The organism is Neorhizobium descurainiae (assembly GCF_051400715.1).
GTDB lineage: Bacteria > Pseudomonadota > Alphaproteobacteria > Rhizobiales > Rhizobiaceae > Neorhizobium.
In genome coordinates, this window is sequence record NZ_JBLFFK010000007.1 from 97,804 (window position 1) to 119,962 (window position 22,159).

General features: G+C 62.8%; 19 protein-coding genes. 10 read left to right on the forward strand and 9 right to left on the reverse strand.

Annotated elements, in window-relative coordinates:
* Positions 1-8: 8 nt before the first annotated feature.
* From ACMGE0_RS14420 to ACMGE0_RS14430, 3 genes are read left to right on the forward strand one after another with little or no spacing between them, the layout of a single operon-like run.
* Positions 9-839 (forward strand): ABC transporter permease, encoded by an 831-nt coding sequence (locus ACMGE0_RS14420; protein WP_436816556.1) that lies wholly within the window; start codon positions 9-11, stop codon positions 837-839.
* Positions 836-2,473 (forward strand): ABC transporter ATP-binding protein, encoded by a 1,638-nt coding sequence (locus tag ACMGE0_RS14425; RefSeq protein ID WP_436816557.1) that lies wholly within the window; start codon positions 836-838, stop codon positions 2,471-2,473. Before ACMGE0_RS14420 ends, ACMGE0_RS14425 begins: the two co-directional genes overlap by 4 nt.
* A 7-nt stretch (positions 2,474-2,480) precedes the next feature.
* Entirely contained in the window at positions 2,481-4,475 is a 1,995-nt protein-coding gene (locus ACMGE0_RS14430; RefSeq protein WP_436816558.1) for a 2Fe-2S iron-sulfur cluster-binding protein, read from the forward strand.
* A gap of 181 nt (positions 4,476-4,656) precedes the next feature.
* On the opposite strand, the gene ACMGE0_RS14435 is transcribed toward ACMGE0_RS14430, so the two are convergent.
* From ACMGE0_RS14435 to ACMGE0_RS14465, 7 genes are all read right to left on the reverse strand, one after another.
* Entirely contained in the window at positions 4,657-6,099 is a 1,443-nt protein-coding gene (locus tag ACMGE0_RS14435) for an amidohydrolase family protein (protein WP_436816559.1), read from the reverse strand.
* 79 nt (positions 6,100-6,178) lie between these two features.
* Positions 6,179-6,562: a hypothetical protein gene (locus ACMGE0_RS14440; RefSeq protein WP_436816560.1), complete on the reverse strand. Its 384-nt coding sequence runs from the start codon at positions 6,560-6,562 to the stop codon at positions 6,179-6,181.
* Positions 6,559-7,419, reverse strand: coding sequence for a DODA-type extradiol aromatic ring-opening family dioxygenase (locus tag ACMGE0_RS14445; protein ID WP_436816561.1), 861 nt, complete (start codon positions 7,417-7,419; stop codon positions 6,559-6,561). Before ACMGE0_RS14445 ends, ACMGE0_RS14440 begins: the two co-directional genes overlap by 4 nt.
* 36 nt (positions 7,420-7,455) lie before the next feature.
* Positions 7,456-8,646, reverse strand: a complete 1,191-nt coding sequence (locus ACMGE0_RS14450; RefSeq protein WP_436816562.1) for a CaiB/BaiF CoA transferase family protein — start codon at positions 8,644-8,646, stop codon at positions 7,456-7,458.
* Positions 8,647-8,655: 9 nt separating this feature from the next.
* Positions 8,656-9,468, reverse strand: coding sequence for a citryl-CoA lyase (locus ACMGE0_RS14455; RefSeq protein ID WP_436816563.1), 813 nt, complete (start codon positions 9,466-9,468; stop codon positions 8,656-8,658).
* A gap of 23 nt (positions 9,469-9,491) precedes the next feature.
* Positions 9,492-10,067, reverse strand: coding sequence for an NADPH-dependent FMN reductase (locus ACMGE0_RS14460; protein ID WP_436816564.1), 576 nt, complete (start codon positions 10,065-10,067; stop codon positions 9,492-9,494).
* 130 nt (positions 10,068-10,197) lie between these two features.
* Complete coding sequence (locus ACMGE0_RS14465) at positions 10,198-11,013, reverse strand: IclR family transcriptional regulator domain-containing protein (RefSeq protein WP_436816565.1); 816 nt, start codon at positions 11,011-11,013, stop codon at positions 10,198-10,200.
* Positions 11,014-11,131: 118 nt separating this feature from the next.
* Between ACMGE0_RS14465 and ACMGE0_RS14470 the strand changes: the two genes are divergently transcribed.
* From ACMGE0_RS14470 to ACMGE0_RS14490, 5 genes are read left to right on the forward strand one after another with little or no spacing between them, the layout of a single operon-like run.
* The gene (locus tag ACMGE0_RS14470; RefSeq protein ID WP_436816566.1) at positions 11,132-12,400 is read left to right on the forward strand and encodes an amino acid ABC transporter substrate-binding protein; all 1,269 of its coding nucleotides are present in this window, start codon (positions 11,132-11,134) and stop codon (positions 12,398-12,400) included.
* A gap of 52 nt (positions 12,401-12,452) precedes the next feature.
* Positions 12,453-13,331, forward strand: a complete 879-nt coding sequence (locus ACMGE0_RS14475) for a branched-chain amino acid ABC transporter permease (RefSeq protein ID WP_436816567.1) — start codon at positions 12,453-12,455, stop codon at positions 13,329-13,331.
* Positions 13,328-14,278, forward strand: a complete 951-nt coding sequence (locus ACMGE0_RS14480) for a branched-chain amino acid ABC transporter permease (RefSeq protein WP_436816568.1) — start codon at positions 13,328-13,330, stop codon at positions 14,276-14,278. The genes ACMGE0_RS14475 and ACMGE0_RS14480 overlap by 4 nt, the downstream gene beginning before the upstream one ends.
* Positions 14,275-14,988, forward strand: a complete 714-nt coding sequence (locus ACMGE0_RS14485) for an ABC transporter ATP-binding protein (RefSeq protein WP_436816569.1) — start codon at positions 14,275-14,277, stop codon at positions 14,986-14,988. The genes ACMGE0_RS14480 and ACMGE0_RS14485 overlap by 4 nt, the downstream gene beginning before the upstream one ends.
* Entirely contained in the window at positions 14,981-15,712 is a 732-nt protein-coding gene (locus ACMGE0_RS14490; RefSeq protein WP_436816570.1) for an ABC transporter ATP-binding protein, read from the forward strand. Before ACMGE0_RS14485 ends, ACMGE0_RS14490 begins: the two co-directional genes overlap by 8 nt.
* Before the next feature lie 90 nt (positions 15,713-15,802).
* Here ACMGE0_RS14490 and ACMGE0_RS14495 read toward each other — a convergent pair whose 3' ends face one another.
* Positions 15,803-17,134, reverse strand: a complete 1,332-nt coding sequence (locus ACMGE0_RS14495; protein WP_436816571.1) for a dicarboxylate/amino acid:cation symporter — start codon at positions 17,132-17,134, stop codon at positions 15,803-15,805.
* A gap of 225 nt (positions 17,135-17,359) precedes the next feature.
* Here ACMGE0_RS14495 and ACMGE0_RS14500 point away from each other — a divergent pair, with 225 nt between their 5' ends.
* Together ACMGE0_RS14500 and ACMGE0_RS14505 are read left to right on the forward strand one after the other, a co-directional pair.
* The gene (locus ACMGE0_RS14500; RefSeq protein WP_436816572.1) at positions 17,360-19,210 is read left to right on the forward strand and encodes a sensor histidine kinase; all 1,851 of its coding nucleotides are present in this window, start codon (positions 17,360-17,362) and stop codon (positions 19,208-19,210) included.
* A 1-nt stretch (position 19,211) separates the two neighbouring features.
* Positions 19,212-20,561: a sigma-54-dependent transcriptional regulator gene (locus ACMGE0_RS14505; RefSeq protein ID WP_436816573.1), complete on the forward strand. Its 1,350-nt coding sequence runs from the start codon at positions 19,212-19,214 to the stop codon at positions 20,559-20,561.
* Positions 20,562-20,644: 83 nt separating this feature from the next.
* Here the strand turns inward: ACMGE0_RS14505 and eglC are convergent, their stop codons facing one another.
* Positions 20,645-22,081: an endo-1,3-1,4-beta-glycanase EglC gene (gene eglC, locus ACMGE0_RS14510; protein ID WP_436816574.1), complete on the reverse strand. Its 1,437-nt coding sequence runs from the start codon at positions 22,079-22,081 to the stop codon at positions 20,645-20,647.
* Positions 22,082-22,159 lie beyond the last annotated feature (78 nt).

The following is a 22,159-nucleotide window of genomic DNA, read 5'->3' on the forward strand; positions in this document are numbered from 1 at the left end:
AGAAGTCTATGCGTGATTTCATGCGCACGTTTATGAAACGCCCGGCCGGTGTGGTCGGCCTCCTGCTTCTGAGCCTGGTCTGCCTGCTGGCTGTCGTGGCACCGCTGCTCTATCCCGCCTCTCCCTGGGAGATGGCTGGCATTCCCTTCAGCCGTCCGGGTGAGAACGGCATGCTGCTCGGTTCCGACACGCTCGGCCGCGATATCGCTGCCGGCATCGTCCATGGCGCCCGCGTTTCCATTCTGATCGGCTTCGCATCGACACTGACGGCCTTGGGCATCGGCGTCCTTCTCGGCTGTATTGCCGGCTATGCCGGTGGCGCGGTCGATAGCGCGATCGTGCGCTTCACCGAGGTATTCCAGACCATCCCGAGCTTCGTGCTGGCAATCCTGTTCGTCGCTATCCTGACCCCGTCGATCACGACCATCATCCTCGCGATCGGACTGGTGAGCTGGCCGCCTTTGTCGCGCCTGACCCGCGCCCAGGTCAAGACGGTTTCCCAGCGCGAGTTCGTGCAGGCGGCACGCTGCCAAGGGCAATCCACCATTTCTGTCGTCGTGCGCCATGTTCTGCCCAATGCCGTCTCCCCGATCATCGTTGCCGGCTCGCTGACGGTCGCTGCCGCCATCCTGATCGAGGCGGCGCTGTCCTTCATGGGCTTGGGCGATCCCAATTTCATGAGCTGGGGCTATATGATCGGCGCCGGCCGCACCGTGATCCGTCAGGCATGGTGGATGAGCGTGTTTCCGGGCATCGCCATTCTGCTCACCGTGATTGCCATCAACCTGGTGGGCGAGGCGCTGAACGATACGCTCAATCCGAGGATTTCCCGCGCATGACCGAGCCCTTGCTTTCGATCGACGAGCTGGTCATTGGCCTGCCCACGGGTGCGGATCGTCATCACGCCGTCGATGGCATCAGCGTCACGGTCAATTCCAACGAGATCGTCTGCCTTGTGGGCGAAAGCGGCTCCGGCAAGTCGATGACCGCGCACGCTATCCTCGGCCTGCTTCCGAAACAGGTCACGGCCCGTGGCGGTGAAATCCGCTTCGGAGGCCGCGACCTGCTGCGCCTTGCGCCCCACGAGATGCGGGCGATACGCGGCAACGAAATCGCGATGATCTTCCAGGAGCCGCTGACCGCGCTCAATCCGCTGGCGCGGGTCGGGCAACAGGTCGCGGAAGCGATCCGCATCCATGGGCGGACATCCGATGCGCAGGTCGATGCCCGCGTGCTGGAACTGTTCGGCCAAGTCGGCCTGCCCGACCCGGTCTCGCTTGTTTCGGCCTATCCGTTCCAGCTGTCCGGCGGCCAGCGCCAGCGCGTGATGATCGCCATGGCGCTCGCCAACGATCCCAGGCTGCTGATCGCCGACGAGCCGACCACGGCTCTCGACGTCACCACCCAGCGACAGATCCTCGACCTGATCCGCAATCTGCAGAAGACGCGCGACATGGGCGTGCTGTTCATCACCCATGACATCGGCGTCGTCGCCGATATCGCTGACCGGGTCGTCGTGCTGCGTCACGGCAAGGTGGTCGAGCAGGGGGCGTCCTCGGCCGTGCTGGACAATCCGCAGAACGATTATACCCGCGATCTGCTCGATGCAGTGCCGGGGCGCGGTTCCGTACGTGCGGCGGTCGCCAAGGACGCACCGCTGATGGAAATCAGGAACCTGCAGAAGGTCTTCACCACGCGTCAGGGCCTGTTCGCGCCGCCACGGCGGGTGGTGGCGGCCGAAGGCCTCGATCTCACCCTGAACCGTGGCGATACGCTGGCGATCGTCGGCGAAAGCGGTTCCGGCAAGTCGACGCTGGCACGCATGGTGCTGCGCCTGATCGAGCCGGATAACGGCGAGATCCTGTTCGACGGCGCCCGGGTTCGGGCAATGAAGGGCGAGGCGCTGCGCCAGTTCCGGCGCAGGATGCAGATCGTGTTTCAGGATCCCTATGCCTCGCTCGACCCACGTTTGAAGGTCGGGGAAAGTATCATCCGCGGTCCCATGGCCTTCGGGGCGTCGCGGTCCGAGGCGGTGGCGACCGCCATCCGCTGGCTGGAGAAAGTGGGCCTTGGGGCACACGCACTCGACCGTTTTCCCCATGAGTTCTCCGGCGGCCAGCGACAGCGAATCTGTATCGCCCGTGCGCTGGCGCTTGATCCGATCTGCCTGATTGCCGACGAGGCCGTTTCGGCGCTCGATGTGTCCGTGCAGGCGCAGGTGCTGAAACTGCTGTCGGACCTGAAGGCGGAGATTGGGCTCAGCATGCTATTCATCACCCACGACCTGAGGGTCGCCCGCGAGATTGCCGACCGTATCGTCGTCATGCAGGCCGGCCGCATCGTCGAGCAGGCCCATGCGGCGGAACTGTTCGAGACGCCACGCGCCGATTATACGCGCCGCCTGCTGGACGCCGTACCCGGTCGCGACTTCTTCAAGCGCCGGGCTTTGGCCGGCGTTCCAGTGCAGGGATAACCAAGCCATGGACCACCGCACCCGATCGTTCATCGAGCAGGCGACGTTGCTTTTCATCGCTTCGCGCAATGGCGAGGGGGCGATGGACGTGTCGCCGCGCGGGGGCCAGCCTTCCGTGGTCAGGCTGCGGGCGGATGGCAGCCTGTTGCTTCCCGACTATATAGGCAACAAACGGCTGGATACGATCGGCAATATCCTGAGCAATCCCGACGTTGCGTTGCTGCTGCTCAACCGGCATTGCGAGACCTATCTGCGGATCGCCGCGCGCGCTTGCTTATCGCAGGCCGATGACGATATCGACGCTTTTCCGGCTGACGAGAACCGCGCGCTGAGCGTCATGGTGCTGACCCCGACGAAGGTGGAATTCGTCGAGAGCGAGGCTTTTCGCAAAAGCGGCTTTTGGGTCGATCCCTCGGGCAGGAAGCCGCCGCTGGATGCGCTGGATATCTATTTCAGCGACAAGCAATGGCAGGCCGAGCATGGCCGCAACCCGGTGCTTTACGATGCCGCTGCCGAACGCCGCCTTGCCGATTCCGGCCTGCGGGATTTTTACGGCACGCCGAGTCCCATCGTGCAGACCAAGGTCTATGATTTTCCGAGCCCCGGCTTCATGTCGTTCATCGACGCTGCCCGTTTCATCGTTTTCGCCCATGAAAGCGAAGGCGGCGAACTCCTGATCGAATTGGCTGGCAGTGCACCGCTCCAGCTCGATCGGGAAAAGAACCATCCGTCTTTCCTGCTGGAGATCGGTCGTGAGGGAACGGGGCGGTCGGCCATACCTCACTCCGCCGGATGCGCGCTGCTGGCCGCCGAGCCGGGGCGGTGCGATGCCCTTCGCCTCAACGGCACCTATCGCGAAGTGACCGGGGAAGCAGATGGACAGCGCCTGTTGAGCGTGCAGCCGCAGGAAATCTACTTCCATTGTTCAGCCGCCTTTACCCGCTCGCGCATATGGTCCGACACGCGCGCTCCGGCCTGGGTCGGTCTGCGCAGCTTCACCTGCGTTGCGCGCAAGCAGGAAAGCCCGGACGTGGTGTCCTTCGTGCTGAAGCCGCGCGACAGCGCACCGGTCGGCCATGCGGCGCCGGGCCAGTTCGTCACGGTTTCGCTGCCGCAGGACGAGCGATTGAGCAAGCAGCGTCGCTGCTATTCGGTTTCCGGCATTCCGGACCGATATTCGCTGCGCATCTCGGTTCGCCGGGTCGGCAACGATGGCGTTTCGGCCATGCTGCATGACAGGATCGCGGTCGGGGACGAGGTGCGCGTTGGCGCGCCGGCGGGGAAATTCGTACTGGACAGCGCACCGCATCGTCCGGTGGCGCTGGTCAGTGCCGGGGTTGGCATCACGCCGCTCTTGCCGATGGCCGAGCATCTGGCGACGGAAGCGAGCGGACGCGACGTCTGGTTCGTCCATGCAGCGCGAAGCGGAAGGCATCATCTGTTCGCGGGGGAAGCGTTGCGCTTGGCTATGGCAAACTCTGCCATCAAGCTGCTGACGGTCTATTCTCGGCCGGAGGAAGGCGACACTTGCCACCATCAGGGCCGCATGGACGCTGCCATGCTCGCCGCCCACGTGCCGGTCACCGAGGCCGATTTTTATATCTGCGGTCCGGATGCCTTCATGACCTCGCTGAAAGAAGGGTTGGTCGCGATGGGCGCGGCTCCGGAAAGCATCCGGATGGAGGCGTTCGAGGCCAGGAGTGGGGAGGCCGGTTTCGCCTCGCCGGGAGCATTGGCGGCCCGGGCGCCCTGTACCGTGGAATTCGCCCGATCGGGAAAGCTTGTGACATGGAAGCCGGAAAGCGGATCGCTGCTCGATCTCGCGTTGGCCAACGACATTCATATTCAATACTCCTGTCGTAGCGGAGAGTGTCAATCATGCATCCAGCGCATCGTCAGCGGACAAGTCAGCTATCCGGTCGCCGAAGAACCGTTCGTGGCCCGGGGCCAGGTATTGCTGTGCCAGGGCATTCCCCGTGGCAACATCGTTCTTGATTGTTGACTCGTTGGCTTCATCGCGCTCCCCTGAACCACACATTCTTCGTCGAACGGAAGGGTGCTGCGCGACGGTGTGACGGTCCCCAATCTCGCATCTATCGTGTGAATGCACCGAGACATGCATTGCATGGCAAAGCGGTGACCATTGTCTGCCTCGAAGGAGGACGCCTCCGCAAGCCGCGAGCCTAAAAAAGATCTGTTGCGACCCCTGCCGCCTCGACGAGGAAGTCGCGGCTTGCCTCCAGTTCCGACCTCAGTTTGCCGATGTCATGCCCCAGAAGGGTGCCCTGCCATTTACGGAGCTTGCCGGCACAGAGGACCGTGGAGACGTTCGACCGCTCCATCAGCGTTACGACCGCGCCCGGCACGTGGTTCAGCGGTGCGACGTTGATGGCGTTGGCATCGAGCAGGATGATGTCGGCCTCCTTGCCCGGCGTCAGCGTGCCTGTCTTGTGGTCGAGTTTCAGTCCGCGCGCGCCTTCGATGGTGGCGAACCGTAAGACATCCATGGCCGAAAGAAGTTTTGGATAGTCTTCGCCGCGCAGCGCCTTGTCGTTGGCCAGCATGCGCTGGAGCGTGATCGCAGAGCGCATCTGGGTGAACATGTCGGCGGTCATGGTGCATTCCACATCCGTCGAGAGCGACGGCTGAAGCCCGAGATCGAGAGCCTTCTGCAGCGGCGGATTGCCGTGGCGCATCTGCATCTCGATCGGAACGGAGAGCGACACGTGCGCTCCGGCATCGGCGGCGCGCTTCCAGGCCATTTCACTCATGCCGGTCATGTGGATGAAGATATTGTCCGGCCCGAATTTTGCGGCCTCGGCGAGCTGGTCGAAGACCGGCTGCATGCCGAACGTGCCGACGACATGCAGCGCGACCGGAATGCCGAGCTCGCGGCCAAGCGCCCAGGCTTCCTCGTGGAAGGGAAGGTAGATCTCCCCGCCCATGACCATGGTGAGCAACTGGTCGTGGCTTGAAAAATGCTCGGCCTTGATGCGCCGTGCGTCGCCCGGATATTTGGATGCATCGCCCCAGCCTTCGAAATAGCCGAAGGCGGCGCGGCGCCCGGCATCGCGAAGTGCCGCGATCGCCGCGTCGGAATGTTCCGGCGAATGGTGGATCTGGCTCACGTCCATGACGGCCGTCACGCCGGCGTCGATCTGGGAGAGGCTGCCGAACAGTTCGGAAATGTAGACGTCCTGCGGCCGGTAGAGGACCGAGAATTTCTGCAGCATCCATTCGTAATAATTGGCCGCGCTTTCCGGCCGTCCGTCATTGATGAGGATCGCATCGGCAAGCAGGCTTCGAAGCGCCGTTTCGAACTGGTGATGATGCGTATCGACGAAGCCAGGCATGACGATCATACCCGAGGCGTCGATGACGGCCGCTTCCGGCGCGTTGATCGACGCGGCGACCTCGACGATCCGCGATCCGCGGATCAGTACGTCGCCCTTGGCGAAATTGCCGACCGCGCCGTCCATGGAGAGCACCGCGCCGCCTCGAATGAGGGTCAGGCGATCGGCATCTCCGATACCGGCGGGCATATTGCTCGGCGCGGCTACAATCTTGCCGGAACCGCCGCCGAGTTCAGCCGGCGCGTGTGTGCGGTTACCACAGAATTTGCACATGATCCTTCCTCTCCCAGTCAAAATCACGATGCCTCCCGCTGCCGGATAGGCAACGAAAGGCCTTGCTCGGATGCGCCTCTCAACGGGCGGCTGCCTGCCACAGTGCGACCGATGGATAGTCCTTGCCCGTCCAGTGCTGGAGCTTTTCGGCGAACTCGCGCTGGAAGGAGAGGGGCCCGCTCCTTGCCATGTAATCCTCGTCGTAGATGGCGATGAAGATCGTCAGCGACAGGAAGAAATGGGCTCCCATCTCGAACAGCGCCACGTAGTCGTGGTTGATCAGCGCTTCGCGTTCGGCATCCGTCAGGAAGTTTACGGTCGAGAGCTCGGCATCGTTCAGTCGAGGGCCGATCGACTGTTCCCAGCTCGCAACCAGTGATCGAGGGTCTTCCTTGTAGCGGCGCAGGAGCTCCGGGTCCCGATCGACGGTGAAGAGGAACTTGTTCACATAATACTTGCTCATGCTGCAGCTCCTTCCGGATACCAGGTGAAATAGGCCTCCATCGTGTGGAAGAGGTCGAGATTGTCGTGATAGGCGGTCGGGATCGGCCCGGCGATCCCCATCATCAGGATCAGATCCATGAAGCCGTGCGTGGCGTTGCCGCTCTTCGTCATGCTCTCATGGGTGACGTTTTGAAGGATGGCGTCGATATTGCCGGTCGAGAGCCATTCGATCGCCTTGCGGTCGAATTCCGGGTCCGGACCGGTTTCCTTGAACTGGCGCGGTCCCCCGAGCTCGAGCGACAGATGACCGCTGCCGACGGCCGCGATGCGCTTGTCGGACGGATATTCGTCGATGATCTCGCGGATGGCGCGGCCGAGATCCCAGAAACGCTTCGGCGAGGGCAGCGGCGGCACGAAGATGTTCGTATAGATCGGCACGACCGGCAGGTCGGCATCCGGCCGCGTGGTGATGATCGGGCAGATGATCGAATGGTCGAGCTTCAACTCGTGGCTGAAGGCGAAGTCGAAGCCGCGACCCATCAGGCCCTGATGCATGAAGTTCGACAGTTCCTCATGCCCTTCCAGCACGTATTTCGGAATGCCGAACTCGCGCTCCTCGTTATAGAAGGTGGCGTCGTAGCGCGGCGCCTTGCCGATCAGGAACTGCGGGTAGTTGTCGAGGAAGAGCTGGTGGAAATGGTCGGCGCCGATCATGACCAGGATGTCCGGCTTGGCGCGCGTCAGGGTCTCGCGATAGGCCTCGACCTTGCGCTTCCATTCCGGAGCCTGCGGCATCTGTTGCTCCGGCGGCATGGTTGTCGCCTTCAGGTAAAATGGGTGATGTGTGGTCGCAAGGACCGCTGCCAGTGTCGCCATGTCTCTCCTCCAAATCCGCTCAGTGAATACATCGATTTATTGTGCGGCTGCCATCGATTCCGCTTCCGGTTTCAGCTCCGGCCATACGCCGGGATTTTGCGTGAGAGCAGAGCGGATCTCCTCGCCGTGCTGATTGACGACGGGCGCGGCGCGGACCGTCTTCGCGCGCTTGCCGTCAAAGGAATAGGCGGGCCGCACCGTTTGCTCCGCGCCCTCGATCCGGCCGGCGACCGGCACGAACATTTCCAGATGCTGCGCCTGTGGATCATCCACCACGTCCGGGATCGTGTTGATCGGCGCGAAGGGCACGTCGAATTTCGAGAAGCGTTCCACCCATTCCGGCCGCGTTCTGGTGGCGAAGATCGCGTTCAGCTCGGCATTCAGTGCCTCGTAATTGTCGATGCGCATCAGGCGCTGCGAGAAGCGTTCGTCCTTTGCCAATTGCTGGCCTTCGATTGCTTCGACCAGCGCGTCCCAGAACTTGTCGAGCGAGGAAAGATGGAAGGCGAAAAGCTTGTCGTCCTTGCAGCGGACGATGAAGGCCTGGGCGAGGCGGGGGCGGTCGACGCCGCTCGGTTCCTCGCCGAGCGCGAAATAGCCCATGAAGGGCTCGACGGCGAAATGCATCATCGCCTCGACCATCGAGATGTCGATGCGCCTGCCCTTGCCGGTGCGGCTGCGCTCGACCAGAGCCGCCGAGATGCCGAGGGAGGCATAGATGCCGGTGATCGCGTCGGCGAGCGCCGGGCCGATGAAGCGCGGCTGTTCCAGGTCGATCGCGACGCTGAGGAACCCGCTTACCGCCTGCGCGACGGAATCGTAGACCGGGCGCTGTGCGTAAGGACCGTCCGGGCCGAAGCCGCTGATCGAGCAGTAGATGAGCTTGGGATTGATCTTCGACAGCGTCTCGTAATCGGCGCCGATGCGGGCTGCGGCACCCGGACGGAAATTCTGGATGTAGACGTCCGCCTGGGCGATGAGCTGGTAGAAGACCTCGCGATCCTTCTCGCTCTTCAGATCCAGCCCGATCGCCCGCTTGTTGCGGTTATAGGCCTGGAAATGGGCGCTGTAGAAACCGGTCTTGAAGCTGCGGTAGGGATCGCCGTTGCCGGCCGATTCGATCTTGATGACGTCGGCGCCGAGGTCGGCGAGCATCATCCCGGCGCAGGGGCCGGTGATGAACGTGCCCTGTTCGACGACGCGGATTTGGTTCAAAGCAGTCAGCATTTCCGGATCCTAGTTTTCGTTCGCGACGAAGCCCTCGGGGGCGGGACCGTCGTATTCGACGGCCGCCGCCGCCGCATGGGACATGATGAAGCCGATCGGGCGGGTCTGTTCCTCGAGCAGATGGCCGATCAGGCCTGCGGTGCGCGCCAGCAGCGGCACGCCCTTCAGCGCCAGCAGCGGATAACCTGCATCGAGCAGCACGCAGGGAATGGCGCTCGACACGTTCATGACGAGCGGCTTGCCGATGATGCCGGGGATCAGCTTTTCGACCGTCTTGGCGATCTCGCAATGAATGCCCGCCAGGCCGAGCTCACGGGCAATCGCCAGCAGCCGTTCGGCGCGCGGATCGTGCCCCTTGTGCAGCGGATGGCCGTAGCCGGGCACCGGCTTCTTCTCGTCCTTGTGGCGGCGGAGCAGCTTTTCCACCGCCGCCTCGATCGTGCTTCCGTCGGCTTCTTTCTGTTCCCCCACGTCGCGGAAAAAGGCGCCGGCCGATTCGGACGCGCCGAGGATCACCGAACCGCAGCCGAGAAGCCCGGCGGCGACCGCGCCCTGCACCGCTTCCGGAGAGGCGGCCAGCGTCATGCGGGCGGCCTGGACGCTCGGTACCAGCCCGTGCTCGGCGATTGCCACCAGCGTCGCGTCCAGCATGCGGCGCTGTTTTTCGTTCGGCAGCGAGCCGGCGACCAGCAGCCACGTATATTCCGTGAAGGAAATCGCCCCGACGAGGTTCTCGACGAGGTCATGGCCGCGGACGATGATCGTCTCCGGATTCGAGGTGCAGATCGCCTGGTACGGTGCAGACTGCTTGCCGATTTTCATGCTGGAGTCCTTATTTTGGATGGCTAGGCGGCGGCGCTCGGCTTGCCGGCGAAGCGGCCCGCCCAGTGGTCGAACTGGTCCATGAAGCCCTGCAGGAAGAGACGGGTCTCCTCGTTCGTCACCTCGCCCTCCGGTGTGATGAGCCCGGGATGGAGATGGATGAAGGCTTCCGGCAGCCCCATGACGGCGACGTCGAGGCAGCCGAGGATGGCACGCAGGTGCTGCTGCGCCGCCGCAGTGCCGATCCGTCCGTATGAGGCGCCGGTGATCGCCGCCGGCTTGCCGGCCCAGACGCTGGCATCCCGCGGCCGGGAACCCCAGTCGATCGCGTTCTTCAGCATGGCGGAAATCGAGCGGTTGTGCTCCGGCGTCACGAAGAGCAGGGCGTCGGCCCGGGCGATCTGGCCTTTCAGCCGCTCGACCTCGGGCGGTATGCCGGCATCCAGCACGTCCTGATCGAAGATCGGCAGGTCGCGGATCGTCACCCACTCGAATTCGAGGTCGGCCTTCGCGAGCCTCGTCAGGGCCAGAGCCAGGAGCCTGTTGAGCGAAGCCTGGCGTGCGCTGCCGACGATGACGGCGACCTTCAATCGCGCCATGAGAATTCCTCCCTAGGATTACCAAGTATTCGCTGAGCGAATTTATATTCGTATAATGAACTCGCAAAAAGCCGAAGGTGTCAAGCCCCGGCCTTGGCGCATGCAGAAATTTCGGACGGAACGGAAGAGATTAGCGGGCCACCGCCGCCGTCGGCGCCAGCGAATGCAGCAGTGCCGGAAACCGCGTGAAAAGCTGCGAGAGGCGGTTGGCCGCCAGCCGCATTTCCGGCAGGCGCTGCGCGATCAGCTCATCGGGCGTGAGGCGCGGCGTATAGCCGGAACTGTTGATCGAACAGACGACGCGGCCGGTACTGTCCTTCACCGGCACGGCGATTGCGGTGATGCCATAGTCGAGCTGGTCGACAGTGATCGAATAGCCCTTGGCGCGGGTCTCGATCAGGATGTCGCGCAGCTCGGTTTCCTCCGTGACGGTGTAGTCCGTGAGCTTCACCGGATTGTAGGCCTCGAAATACCGGGCGATCTCCTCCTCCGGCAGGGCGGCGAGCAGGACGCGGCCCATCGAGGTGGCATAGGCCGGATAGGTGACGCCGAGACTCGCATTGCGGCGCACGCCGCGGCTTTCGGAAAGATGGGCGATGTAGAGCACGTTCGTCCCGTCCAGCACGGCCATGTTGGCCGCATCGCCGAACTGCGAGGTGATGCGGTGCAGTTCCGGCGTCACCGCTTCCTCGACATTGAACGCGTTCAGATAGGCAGATCCCAGGGCGAGGATGCGGGGCGCCAGCAGGAAATGCTTGTTGTGGCGGCGGATGAAACCGAGCGCTTCGAGGGTGAGAACGTTGCGCCGGACGGTGGCGATCGGCATGCCGACCTTTCGCGAAAGCTCCGCGAGCGTCATTTCGGGGTCCTTGGCGTCGAAGGCTTCCAGGACGGACAGACCTCTTGCCAGCGCCTCGACGAACTCGGGCGAATTGCTGTCGATCATCGAATTCTCCTGCACTTCCCTTTTTCGTTGGCACACGGGATTGACAAGCGCAAGGGCTGCTGCCTATCGTTATGCGAATATTTATTCGTCTAGCGAATTTTCTTGGGAGGGAAAAGCTATGAAGACAAGGCGTGAGTTTCACAAGCTCGCGGTCGCCGCGGCCGCCGGACTTGCCGCCCCTGCAATCCTGGGGAGCAAGGCTTTTGCGCAGGACAAGCCGATCCGGGTGGGAGCCAGCGTTTCCCTGACGGGGCCGCTCGCCAGCACCAAAAACGGTCTCATCGGCTACGAGCTTTGGCGCGACGACGTCAATGCCGCCGGCGGTCTTCTGGGCCGTAGGGTCGAGCTGGTCATCTACGACGACCAGAGCAGCGCCGCAAACGTGCCGGCGATCTATTCGAAGCTCGTCGACGTGGATGCCTGCGACGTGCTCTTCTCGCCTTACGGCGCAAACCTATCCGCGCCGGTCATGCCGTTCATCAAGCAGCGTGATCTTTTCATGATCGGCATGTTCGGGCTTGCGGGCAACGACGTCGCCAGGCACGACAAGTTCTTCCACAGCGGCCCTTGGGGACCGAATTCCGGCCGCGACTGGGCGCGCGGCTTCTTCGATCTCGCCAAGGCGCAGGGCGTGGCGAAGATCGCCATCATCAATGCCGACCTGGAATTCTCCAAGAACGCCGCCAAGGGCGGTGCGGAAGTGGCCAAGGAATACGGCATGGAGGTCGTGTTCAACCAAAGCTATCCGCCGAACACTTCCGACTTCTCCTCGATCATCCGCAACATCAACGCGGCCGATCCGGAAGCGATCTTCATCGCCTCCTATCCGGCCGACAGCACGGCGATCATCCGCGGCGTCAAGGAGATCGGCATTTCCGACAAGGTGAAGCTCTTCGGCGGCGCGATGATCGGGCCGCAATACGGCGCGCTGCTCGGCGCGCTCGGCCCGGAGCTCAACGGCCTCGTGAACTCGCATACCTTCGTTCCCGAGCCGACCATGCAGACGCCGGCGATCAAGGGCTTCTTCGACCGGTACACGCCGATTGCCGTCAAGCAGGGCGTCGACCCGCTCGGCTTTTACATCCCGCCCTTCTATTATGTCGCCGGCGAGCTCGCGGCGGCCGCGATCAAGGGGGCGAACTCGGTCGATCCGGCCAAGATGGCGGAATTCCTGCACGCCAACGCGGTGGATACGATCGCGGGCAAGATCGCCTTCAACGAGATCGGCGACTGGAAGGAGCGGCGCGTGCTGATGGTGCAGCTGCGCGGTATCGACGGCAACGATCTCGAACAGTTCCGCAGCCCGGGTCGCCAGGTCATTCTTGATCCGCCCTCGCTGAAAACCGGCGATCTCGCCGCTCCCTACAACAAGGCGCGCGCCAGCTGATCCCATCAACCGATCCAGAGAGCCGGCGGACCGCCGGCTCAAGGGCTTGTAAATGTTTTCGATCGACATTCTGCTGAACGCCATCGTGACGGGCATTCTGCTGGGCAGCGTTTATGCCTCGCTCGCCCTCGGGCTCGGCATCACCTTCGGCATTCTGCACATTCCCAATATCGCGCACCCGACGCTGGTCGTCGCCGGCGCATTCTTCGTCTACACGCTCTCGCAATGGGGGCTGGATCCCATCGTCGCCGCATTGATCGGCCTCGTCCCGTTCTACATCCTCGGCGCGGCGCTCTATCTCTTCTATTCCAGCGTCTTCGAGCGGAGGGGCGGGGCCAACGTGCTACAGAGCTTGACGCTCTTCTTCGGCCTGTCGCTCGTCGTCGAAATCCTGCTGGTGCTGAGCTTCGGTTCCGAGCTGAAATCCGTCGGCGCCTCCTATATCGGCTCAAGCCTCAAGCTCGGCCTGCTGACCGTCCCCTACCGGCTGCTGATCCCGGCGCTGCTTGGCCCGGCCATGATCGCGGCTATCTGGCTTTATCTCAGCCGCACCAATTCCGGCACGGCGATCCGCGCGGTGGCGCACGAGGAGCGGGCGCTGTCGATCGCCGGCCTCAACCCGGCTTCCGTCAAGCGGCATGCATTCGGCATCGCCACCGCGACCGCCGTCGTCGCGGGGGCGGCGCTCATCATGGTCGGTCCGGTCGAGCCGTTTGCCGGCCGCTACCAGATCGGCCGCGTCTTTGCGATCGTCGTGCTCGCCGGCATGGGGTCGATACCCGGCAGCCTGGTGATCGCCATCGCCATCGGCATCGCGGAGGCGCTCGTCTCCAGCTATCTCAACCCCTCCTGGTCCCCCGGCGTTGCCTTCGCCGTGCTTCTGCTTGGCCTCGCAAGCCGTCCCCAGGGCCTGTTCGGAGCCGCGCGATGAGCAGGAATTCCGCTCTTTTCCTGATAGGCGTGGCCGTCGTCGTGGCGCTTGGCTTCCTGATGCCCTGGGTCCTGAAGAACCCGTTCTACTTCTTCGCCGGTTATGTGGTCCTTCAGTACGTGACGATTGCCACCGGCTGGAACATTCTCGGCGGTTACGCGGGCTACATCAATTTCGGGGCGGCCGGCTTCTTCGGCGCGGGCGTTTATCTTTCGGCGTTTCTGTTCACCGCCTTCGGTCTGCCGCTGCCGCTCTGCATCCTCGCCGCGGCAGTCTTCGGCGCCATCCTCGGCGTGCTGATGGGTTACCTGACGTTGCGCATTCAGGGTGTCTATTTCGCCATCGCCACGCTCGGTCTTGTCGTCGTGCTGGAGACGATCGTGCACAACATCTCCGCCCTCGGCGGGGCGAGCGGCATGGCGGTCTACGGTCCGCGCCCGCCCTCCTGGAGCCCCGGTCCGTCGCAATACAATTTCACCGTCATGCTGGTGGTCGCCGCCGTGAGCGTGGCGCTCGCCCGCTTCGTGGAGGTCTCCTGGATCGGTCGCGGCCTGCGTGCCGTCAGAGCGAGTGAAGACGCGGCCGAATGCTCCGGCGTGCCGACGCTCAGGCTGAAGCTGCTGGCCTGCGCGCTCAGCGGCGCGGTGCTGGCGGCGGCGGGCGCGCCCTATCCCTTCTACACGTCCTTCGTCGAACCGGTCACGGCCTTCAGCCTGATCATCGGCCTCAACGCGATCGCCATGCCGCTGATCGGCGGAACGAAGAGCTGGGCAGGTCCGGTGCTCGGCGCGCTGCTGCTCGCCTCCGTCCAGCAGATCGCCACCGTCACCATCTCGTCCGAACTCAACATCCTGTTCGTCGGACTGGTGCTGATCGCCTTCGTCGCTTTCGCGCCGGGCGGCATCGCCAATCTCTTCGGCCCCCGGCAGGGGAGGGCCAGATCGTGAGCGATATCGTTCTTTCCCTGAAGGGCGTCGAGAAGGTCTTCGGCGCGTTCCGGGCGCTCGGCCCCGTCGATCTCGATCTCCGCGCCGGCGAACGGCTCGGCATCATCGGCCCGAACGGCTCCGGCAAGACGACGCTGATCAACTGCATCACCGGCGTCTATCGTCCGGACAGAGGCTCGGTGCATTTCGAGGACCGGGATATTTCCCACATCGAGGCCCATAAGCGGGCGAGGCTCGGCATTTCCCGCAGCTTCCAGATTCCGCGACCCTTCACCGGCATGACGGTGTTGGAAAACCTGCTGGTTCCACTCGATTATTGCCATGTGGACGGGGTCAAGGAGGAGCGGGCGCGCTCGGTCCTGGCGAGTGTCGGATTGACGGGCCGCATCTCAGATCCTTCCGAAAGCCTGTCCCAGCTCGAACTCCGCAAGCTGGAACTCGCGCGTGCGCTGGTCGGCAATCCGAAGGTGCTGATCGCCGACGAGGCGATGGCCGGCCTGTCGGACGAGGAAATCGATGAGGTCCTGGCGATCCTCCTGACGCTCAACCGCTCCGGCGTGGCCGTTATCATGATCGAGCACATCATGCACGCGGTGATGCGCTTTTCGGAGCGGATCGTCTGCTTCGAGACAGGCCGGCTGATCGCGTCGGGGACCTCGACCGAGATCGCCGAAAATCCGCTCGTTCAGAAGGTATATTTCGGTGAATAGGCTGATCATCGACAATCTTTCCGCCGGCTACGGTGCCGTTTCCGTGCTCCGCGGCGTCTCGCTGGAATTGAACGAAAGCGAGATGGTCGCGCTGCTCGGCATGAACGGCAACGGCAAGAGCACGCTGCTCAACTGCGTGCTCGGCTTCGTGCGGGCGAGCGCCGGCCGCATCCTGCTCGAATGGGACGGCAGGACGACCGATCTGACAAAGCTCCGGCCGCATGAGATCGTCCGGCTCGGCCTGTCGATCGTGCCGGAAGGCCGGCGGCTGGTGCCGAACATTTCGGTCGAGGATAACCTGAAGCTCGCCGGCAGCAATCCGCTCGTCGCCGCCCGGATGAAGGAAAATCTCGCCTATTGTTTCGAAACCTTCCCGCTGCTTTACGAGCGCCGCAAACAGATCGCCTCGACCATGAGCGGCGGTCAGCAGCAATTGCTGGCGATTGCCCGTTCGCTGATGACGTCGCCGAAGATCATCATCATCGACGAGCCTTCGGTGGGGCTCGCGCCGATCGTCGTGCGCGACGTGCTGAACGCGATTACCCAGCTTCCTGAAAAAAGCAACATGACGATCCTGATGGCGGAGCAGAGCTTCTTCCAGGCGATCGACGTGTCGTCGCGCGCCTATGTGCTGGCGCATGGCCGCATCCACCGGGAGTTCAGGCGCTCGGACGGTGAGATCGCCCATGAGGAGATCCGCCGCGCCATGCTCGGCGCGCATTGAGGAGGAATTTTCGGGCATCATGATCCGGCAAGCGGAAGACCCGCCGGATGGCGGGTCTTTCGGAGGCGTGAGCCTCTATCCTTGGGAGGATTATTCCGCCGCCTGAAGCGTCGGGGAGGGCGCGGGCTCCGCCGCGGTATGTCCCGACAAGGCATCCGCGAGCATGGTTTCGTCGAGTTCGTTTTCCCACCGGGCGACCACGATGGTCGCAACCGCATTGCCGACGAAATTCGTCAGCGCCCGGCATTCCGACATGAAGCGGTCGATGCCGAGGATGAGCGCCATGCCGGCGACCGGGACCGAGGGCACGACCGAAAGCGTCGCTGCCAGCGTGATGAAACCGGCGCCGGTGATGCCGGCGGCACCCTTGGAGCTCAGCATCGCCACCAGAAGCAAAAGGATCTGGTCGCCGAACGAGAGCGGTGTATCCGTCGCCTGGGCGATGAACAGGGCAGCAAGCGTCATGTAGATGTTGGTGCCATCCAGGTTGAACGAATATCCCGTCGGAATCACCAATCCGACGACCGAGCGCTTGCAGCCGGCCCGTTCCATCTTCTGCATGAGGCCCGGCAGGGCCGCCTCCGAGGAGGAGGTGCCGAGCACGAGGAGCAGTTCCTCCTTGATGTAGCGGATCAACGCCAGGATCGAGAAGCGGTTATAGCGCGCGACCGCTCCGAGCACGACCAGCACGAAAAGCAGCGAGGTGACGTAGAAGGTGCCGATCAGGAAGGCGAGGTTGGCGATCGAGCCGATGCCGTATTTGCCGATCGTGAACGCCATGGCGCCGAAGGCGCCGACCGGCGCGGCCTTCATGAGGATCGCGACGAGCCTGAAGATCGGGGCCGTAAGGGCGTTGAGGAAATCGAGGACGGGCCTGCCCTTGTCGCCGACCATGCCAAGCGCGATGCCGAACAGCACCGAAAAGAACAGGACCTGCAGGATGTCGCCCTGTGCGAAGGCGCCGACGATCGTCTCCGGGATGATGTTCATCAGAAAGCCCGTGATCGACGATTCATGCGCTTTCGTCGCATAGGCGGATACGGCATTGGCATCCAGCGAAGCCGGCGAAATGTGCATGCCGGCGCCCGGCTGGACGACATTGGCGATGATCATGCCGACAGCGAGCGCCAGCGTTGAAAAGGTGAGGAAATAGATCATCGCCTTGCCCGCGACGCGGCCAACCTTCTTGAGGTCCGCCATACCGGCGATGCCGGTTGCCACCGTCAGGAAGATGACCGGCGCGATGATCATCTTCACAAGCTTGATGAAGGCGTCGCCGAGCGGCTTCAGTGTTGTGCCGAAATCGGGATAGTAATGGCCGATCAGGATGCCCGCGACGATCGCGACGATGACCTGCACGTAGAGATGCCGGTAAAACGACAGATGTTCACGCGGCTGCGTGGATGCGGGTGTAAGGTTCATGATCTCCCTCCATCGCCCCCAACCAAGGATTTGGCTCTTCCCGGGGGCCGAGTTTGCGTTGTCGGCAGATGGAGTGGCAAGCTGCGTGCCAGATCGAAAATTTTGGCATAATTTATTGACTTGAAAGGCTTTTATTGAAGATTCGATTTTTCGGATCAAACAGGACGTGCGGACTGCCGCACATTGTGATTTGAAGAATGTGCGGATTTATGCTCAACATCGCGGATGAGAGAAGGCCTCCCCGTTGCCGATGAGAAGGAACTGGTTCGCAGAGCGCGCCGCGGCTGGATTGCCTTCGCGCTTGCTGCCCTGGCGATCTGCACGGCAACTCTTTACGTCGTCGGCGTTTATGCTCGCGGATCGGCTCTGTCGGCGCTGGAAGTGCAGGGGCGTACCGATGCCAATCTGAAGGTCGCACTGTTGCGCGCCGTGCTCGAGCGACCGCGGGCGCTGCCTTTGCTGCTCTCCCATGACCGGGACGTGGCCGAGGCGCTGTCCGATGCTTCCCAGGAAAAGAGGGAAGCGTTGAGCCGCAAGCTCGAAAACCTCGTCGCCGGCACCAACGCCTCGGTCCTCTATGTCGTCGGGCCTGACGGCGTCACCATATCCGCCAGCAACTGGCGCGAGGCGACGAGCTTCGTCGGCAATGATTACGCCTTCCGCAGCTATTTCTCCGGCGCTATGCAGAATGGCACGGCGGAACATTTCGCGCTCGGCACCGTCAGCAAGCGGCCCGGGCTCTACATTTCCCAGAGGGTCGGCCTTGCGTCCGCGCCCCTCGGCGTCGTCGTGGTCAAGATGGAATTCGAACAGCTCGAACGCGATTGGCGGGATGCGCAACGTCCGGCTTTCGTGGTGGACGACAATCATGTCGTGCTGATCACCAGCATCCCGTCCTGGCGATTCATGACGACCGAAGCGCTCGCCGCGGAAAACCTCTCCGCCATCCGCGAAAGCCTGCAGTTCGGCGATGCTCCATTGCTGCCCCTGCCTTTCTCGGCGGCCGAGACGCTCGCGCCGGATGCCTCCATCATTCGCGCCGTTCCTCCGGGCAACAGCGCGGCCAACTACCTGCGCATTGCGGTTCCGGTTGCCTCGACCGCCTGGTCGTTCCAGTATCTGCTGCCGATCGATGCGCCGCTTGCCGGCGCGATGCGGGAGGCGAGGCTGATTGCGGTGGTCGCCTTGCTGCTGCTCATGGCTGCTGCAGCGGTCTGGTTGCGTCGGCGTCAGACGGCCCGGATGGTGATCGTCCGGGAACAGATGGCACGCGAAGAGCTGGAGCGCCGGGTTTCGGAGCGGACGCGGGATCTCAGCCTTGCCCGCGACAGGCTGCAGGCGGAAATCACCAATCATCGTGTGACCGAGGCGCAGCTTCAGGTGGTCCAGCAGGATCTTGTGAATGCCAACCGGCTGGCGATCCTCGGACAGGTGGCGGCGGGTGTCGCGCATGAAATCAACCAGCCCGTCGCAACGATCCGTGCCTACGCCGACAATTCCAAAGTCTTTCTCGAACGACAGCAGACCAGGCCGGTCGCGGAGAACCTTGATCTTATCGCCGGCCTTACGGAGCGGATAGGGGCGATCACCGAGGACCTGAAGGCGCTTGCCCGCAAGGGCCGTACGGCGCCCGAGCCCGTCGAATTGCGGGACGTCATCGAGGGTGCCTTGCTGCTGCTGCGCAGCCGCTTCACCGGAAGGCTGGAGATGCTGAGGGTCGGACCGATCCCCGAGGGCATGAAGGTGCTGGGCACCCGATTGCGGCTGGAGCAGGTCTTCATCAACCTCTTCCAGAATGCGCTGGAGGCGATAGAGGCGCAGGACAAAGGCGGTGTCAGCGTCTCGGTGGAGGCTTCACGGGAGTGGATCACCGTTACCGTCGCCGACAGTGGGCCTGGGATTCCGCCGGACGTCCTGAATGAGCTCTTCGAACCGTTCAACTCCTCAAAGGAGCAAGGCCTGGGACTCGGCCTGGTGATTTCGAAGGATATCGTGACCGATTACGGAGGCCATATCGAGGTCGAGAGCGGAGAGGGTGGAACGCGTTTCATGGTTCAATTGAAAAAGGCAGACTGACATGGCGATACCGGTCCTTCTTGTTGACGACGATAAGGATTTGCTGAGGGCGACGGGTCAGACCCTGGAACTCGCAGGGCTCGATGTCTCGCTCTTCACCTCCGCTGCGCAGGCGCTTGCAGAACTCGACGGGAGCTTCGAAGGGGTCGTGGTCTCGGACATTCGTATGCCGGGGATCGACGGCTTGCAGATGTTCGAGCGGATTCGGCGCCTCGACAGCGAATTGCCGGTGATCCTGATGACCGGTCATGGCGATATCCCGATGGCCGTCAAAGCCATCCAGGATGGGGTTTATGACTTCATCGCCAAGCCATTTGCGACCGAGCGGCTCGTCCAATGTGTCCGGCGTGCGGCGGAAAAACGCAGCCTCGTCATCGAAAATCGTCGCCTCAGGGATGCCGCGCAACAGGCGGAGCAGGGCCTGCCTCTCATCGGTCAGACATCCGTCATGGAGCGCCTGCGTCATATGCTCCGGCAGATTGCCGATACGGATGTCGACGTGCTGGTGACGGGTGAGACGGGAAGCGGCAAGGAAGTGGTTGCAAGCCTGCTGCACGGATGGAGCCGCCGGTCCAAAGGCAATTTCGTCGCGCTCAATTGCGGCGCCTTGCCCGAGCAGGTCATTGAGAGCGAACTTTTCGGGCATGAGCCCGGCGCCTTCACCGGGGCGCAGAAGAAGCGGATCGGGCGGATAGAGCATTCGAGCGGTGGGACGCTTTTCCTCGACGAGATCGAGAGCATGCCGCCTTCCACTCAGGTCCAGATGCTGCGGGTCCTCGAGATGCGGGAAGTGACTCCGCTCGGCACCAATGAAGTGCGGCCGGTGGATTTGCGCGTCGTGGCTGCCGCCAAGATCGATCTCGCTGACCCCGAACAGCGGAAGACCTTTCGCGAAGATCTCTATTATCGGCTGAATGTCGTCACGCTCGCCATTCCGCCATTGCGGGAACGGCGTGACGACGTGCCCCTCCTGTTTAACTATTTCGCGGAACGCGCAGCGCGCCGCTTCGATCGCGATGTGCCGGTGACAACCCCTGCGGTCGGCAGGTATCTGCGTGAGCATGATTGGCCGGGAAATGTCCGCGAGCTTTCGCATTTCGCCGAACGGATCGTCCTGGGTGTGGAGCCCGTCGGGTTGTCGACGCCACGGGCCGATATCAGGAGCGATGCCGTCTCCCTGCCGGACCGCCTGGAGCGCTACGAGGCCGACATCATTCGCGAAACGCTGACATCGTTCGACGGCAATGTGCAGCAGACGATTGCCGCGCTCGGTATTCCCCGCAAGACCTTCTACGACAAGCTCCAGCGTCACGGCATCGTCAGGAGCGACTACGTCGAAAGGCGCCAATAACCAAGGCAGGCCGGCTGCGATCAGGAGGGCGCGTACGCCCTCCCGAGCTCGTCCTAGCCCACAGGGGGATAATAATCGGAACTCTAAATCAACCAATCGCTTGTCGATTGGTCCACCGATGTCGCCGGTGCGGCATGGTCGTCAAGCGAATACGCGGCGATGTAGTCTATCTTCATTTCCGCCCCGTCCGCCAAGTCCGCGCCTGGAGTTCCGGCGGTGCCACCTATCGCCAGGTTCACCAGCATATACATCGGGTCGTGCATGTCCGCCGGCGTATCCGCCCGGGCAACGGCGACATCGTCGAAATACCAGACGATCTGATCCTCATCCCACAGCATCCCGTAGGTATGAAACCCCTCCGTGCTGGGCACCTTGACGGCTGAGGTCTGGGTGGTCTTTTCGCCGGTCTCGTTGGAATGCGCCGAAACATGGACCGTATTCGGATCCTGCCCGCGCATTTCCACCACGTCGAGTTCCGGCGGCCAGGACCCGTCTTGCGGAAGCAGCCAGAAGGCCGGCCAGGCACCCTGATCATCGGGCATGTCGGCCCTGATTTCGAAATAGCCGTAGGTCTGAGCGAAAGTGGAATGGGTATTGAGCAGGCCCGAGACATAATCGTACCCGCCGACCTCGTCGGCAATCGCCTCCGGCGTCGCTTCGGCGGTGATTGTCAAGACGCCGTTGTTGATCGAGAACGGATTTGCCGAAGCGGTCGGGGCATAGGACGGGTTGATATACCACTGCTGCTCGCCGTTGGTATGCAGTGAGCCTCCGCTTTCAGGCGCCCACCAGAATTTGGCGTCCCAGGTGCCGCTCGTGCCGTCGTGGAGCGAGAGGGAGTCGAAATCGTCGGAGAATGTCTGCGTCAGCGCCGAACGATCGAGACTGAGTTCGAACTGGTCGGCGCTGAGATCGTCGACCGCGGTGTCGGCAAGAAGCAGGCTCTCACCACTGCCGAGATCGAGCCGCAGATCGGCTCCTTCCTGTGTAAGATGGCTGCGAACCTGATCGAAGGAGGTGAAGCCGTATTCATTCAGTCGAATGGTGTCGTCCGGCCCGAAATCGGTGATCAGATCGCTGCCGTTGCCGCGGGTGAATATGAAGGTGTCGGCACCGCCTGCGCCGGTCAGGACGTCGTTGCCGTCCCCGCCGTCGATTGTCTGCCGTCCCGATCCTCCGGAAATGATGTTGTCGGCATCGTTGCCGAATGCGAAGCGATTGTCGCCGGTCACCCGGAGATTCTCGAAGTTCTCGGGAAGCGTATAACTCATCCAGGTATCGATGGTATCGATCCCGGCCCCCGGAGCTTCATAAGCCTTGTTGATGCTGGAATAGAGATAGTAGATATCGTCGCCCGTGCCGCCCTTCATCGTCACGTTCACGGAGCTGTCGCCCCATATCGAATCGTTACCGGCAGTTCCGTTCAGCGTCGGCCCTGAGCCCGTCGCGGAAAACCAGGCAGTTGAGGTGCCGCTGTAGTACAACGTGTCACCAACGGCATTCAAAACGGTCTTGGTCATCAAGCCTTCTCCTGTTCCGGTTGGAGATCCTCCCGATCGGTCCTCCCAGGTGCTCCATCTGCGATGGTGCACTGCGGT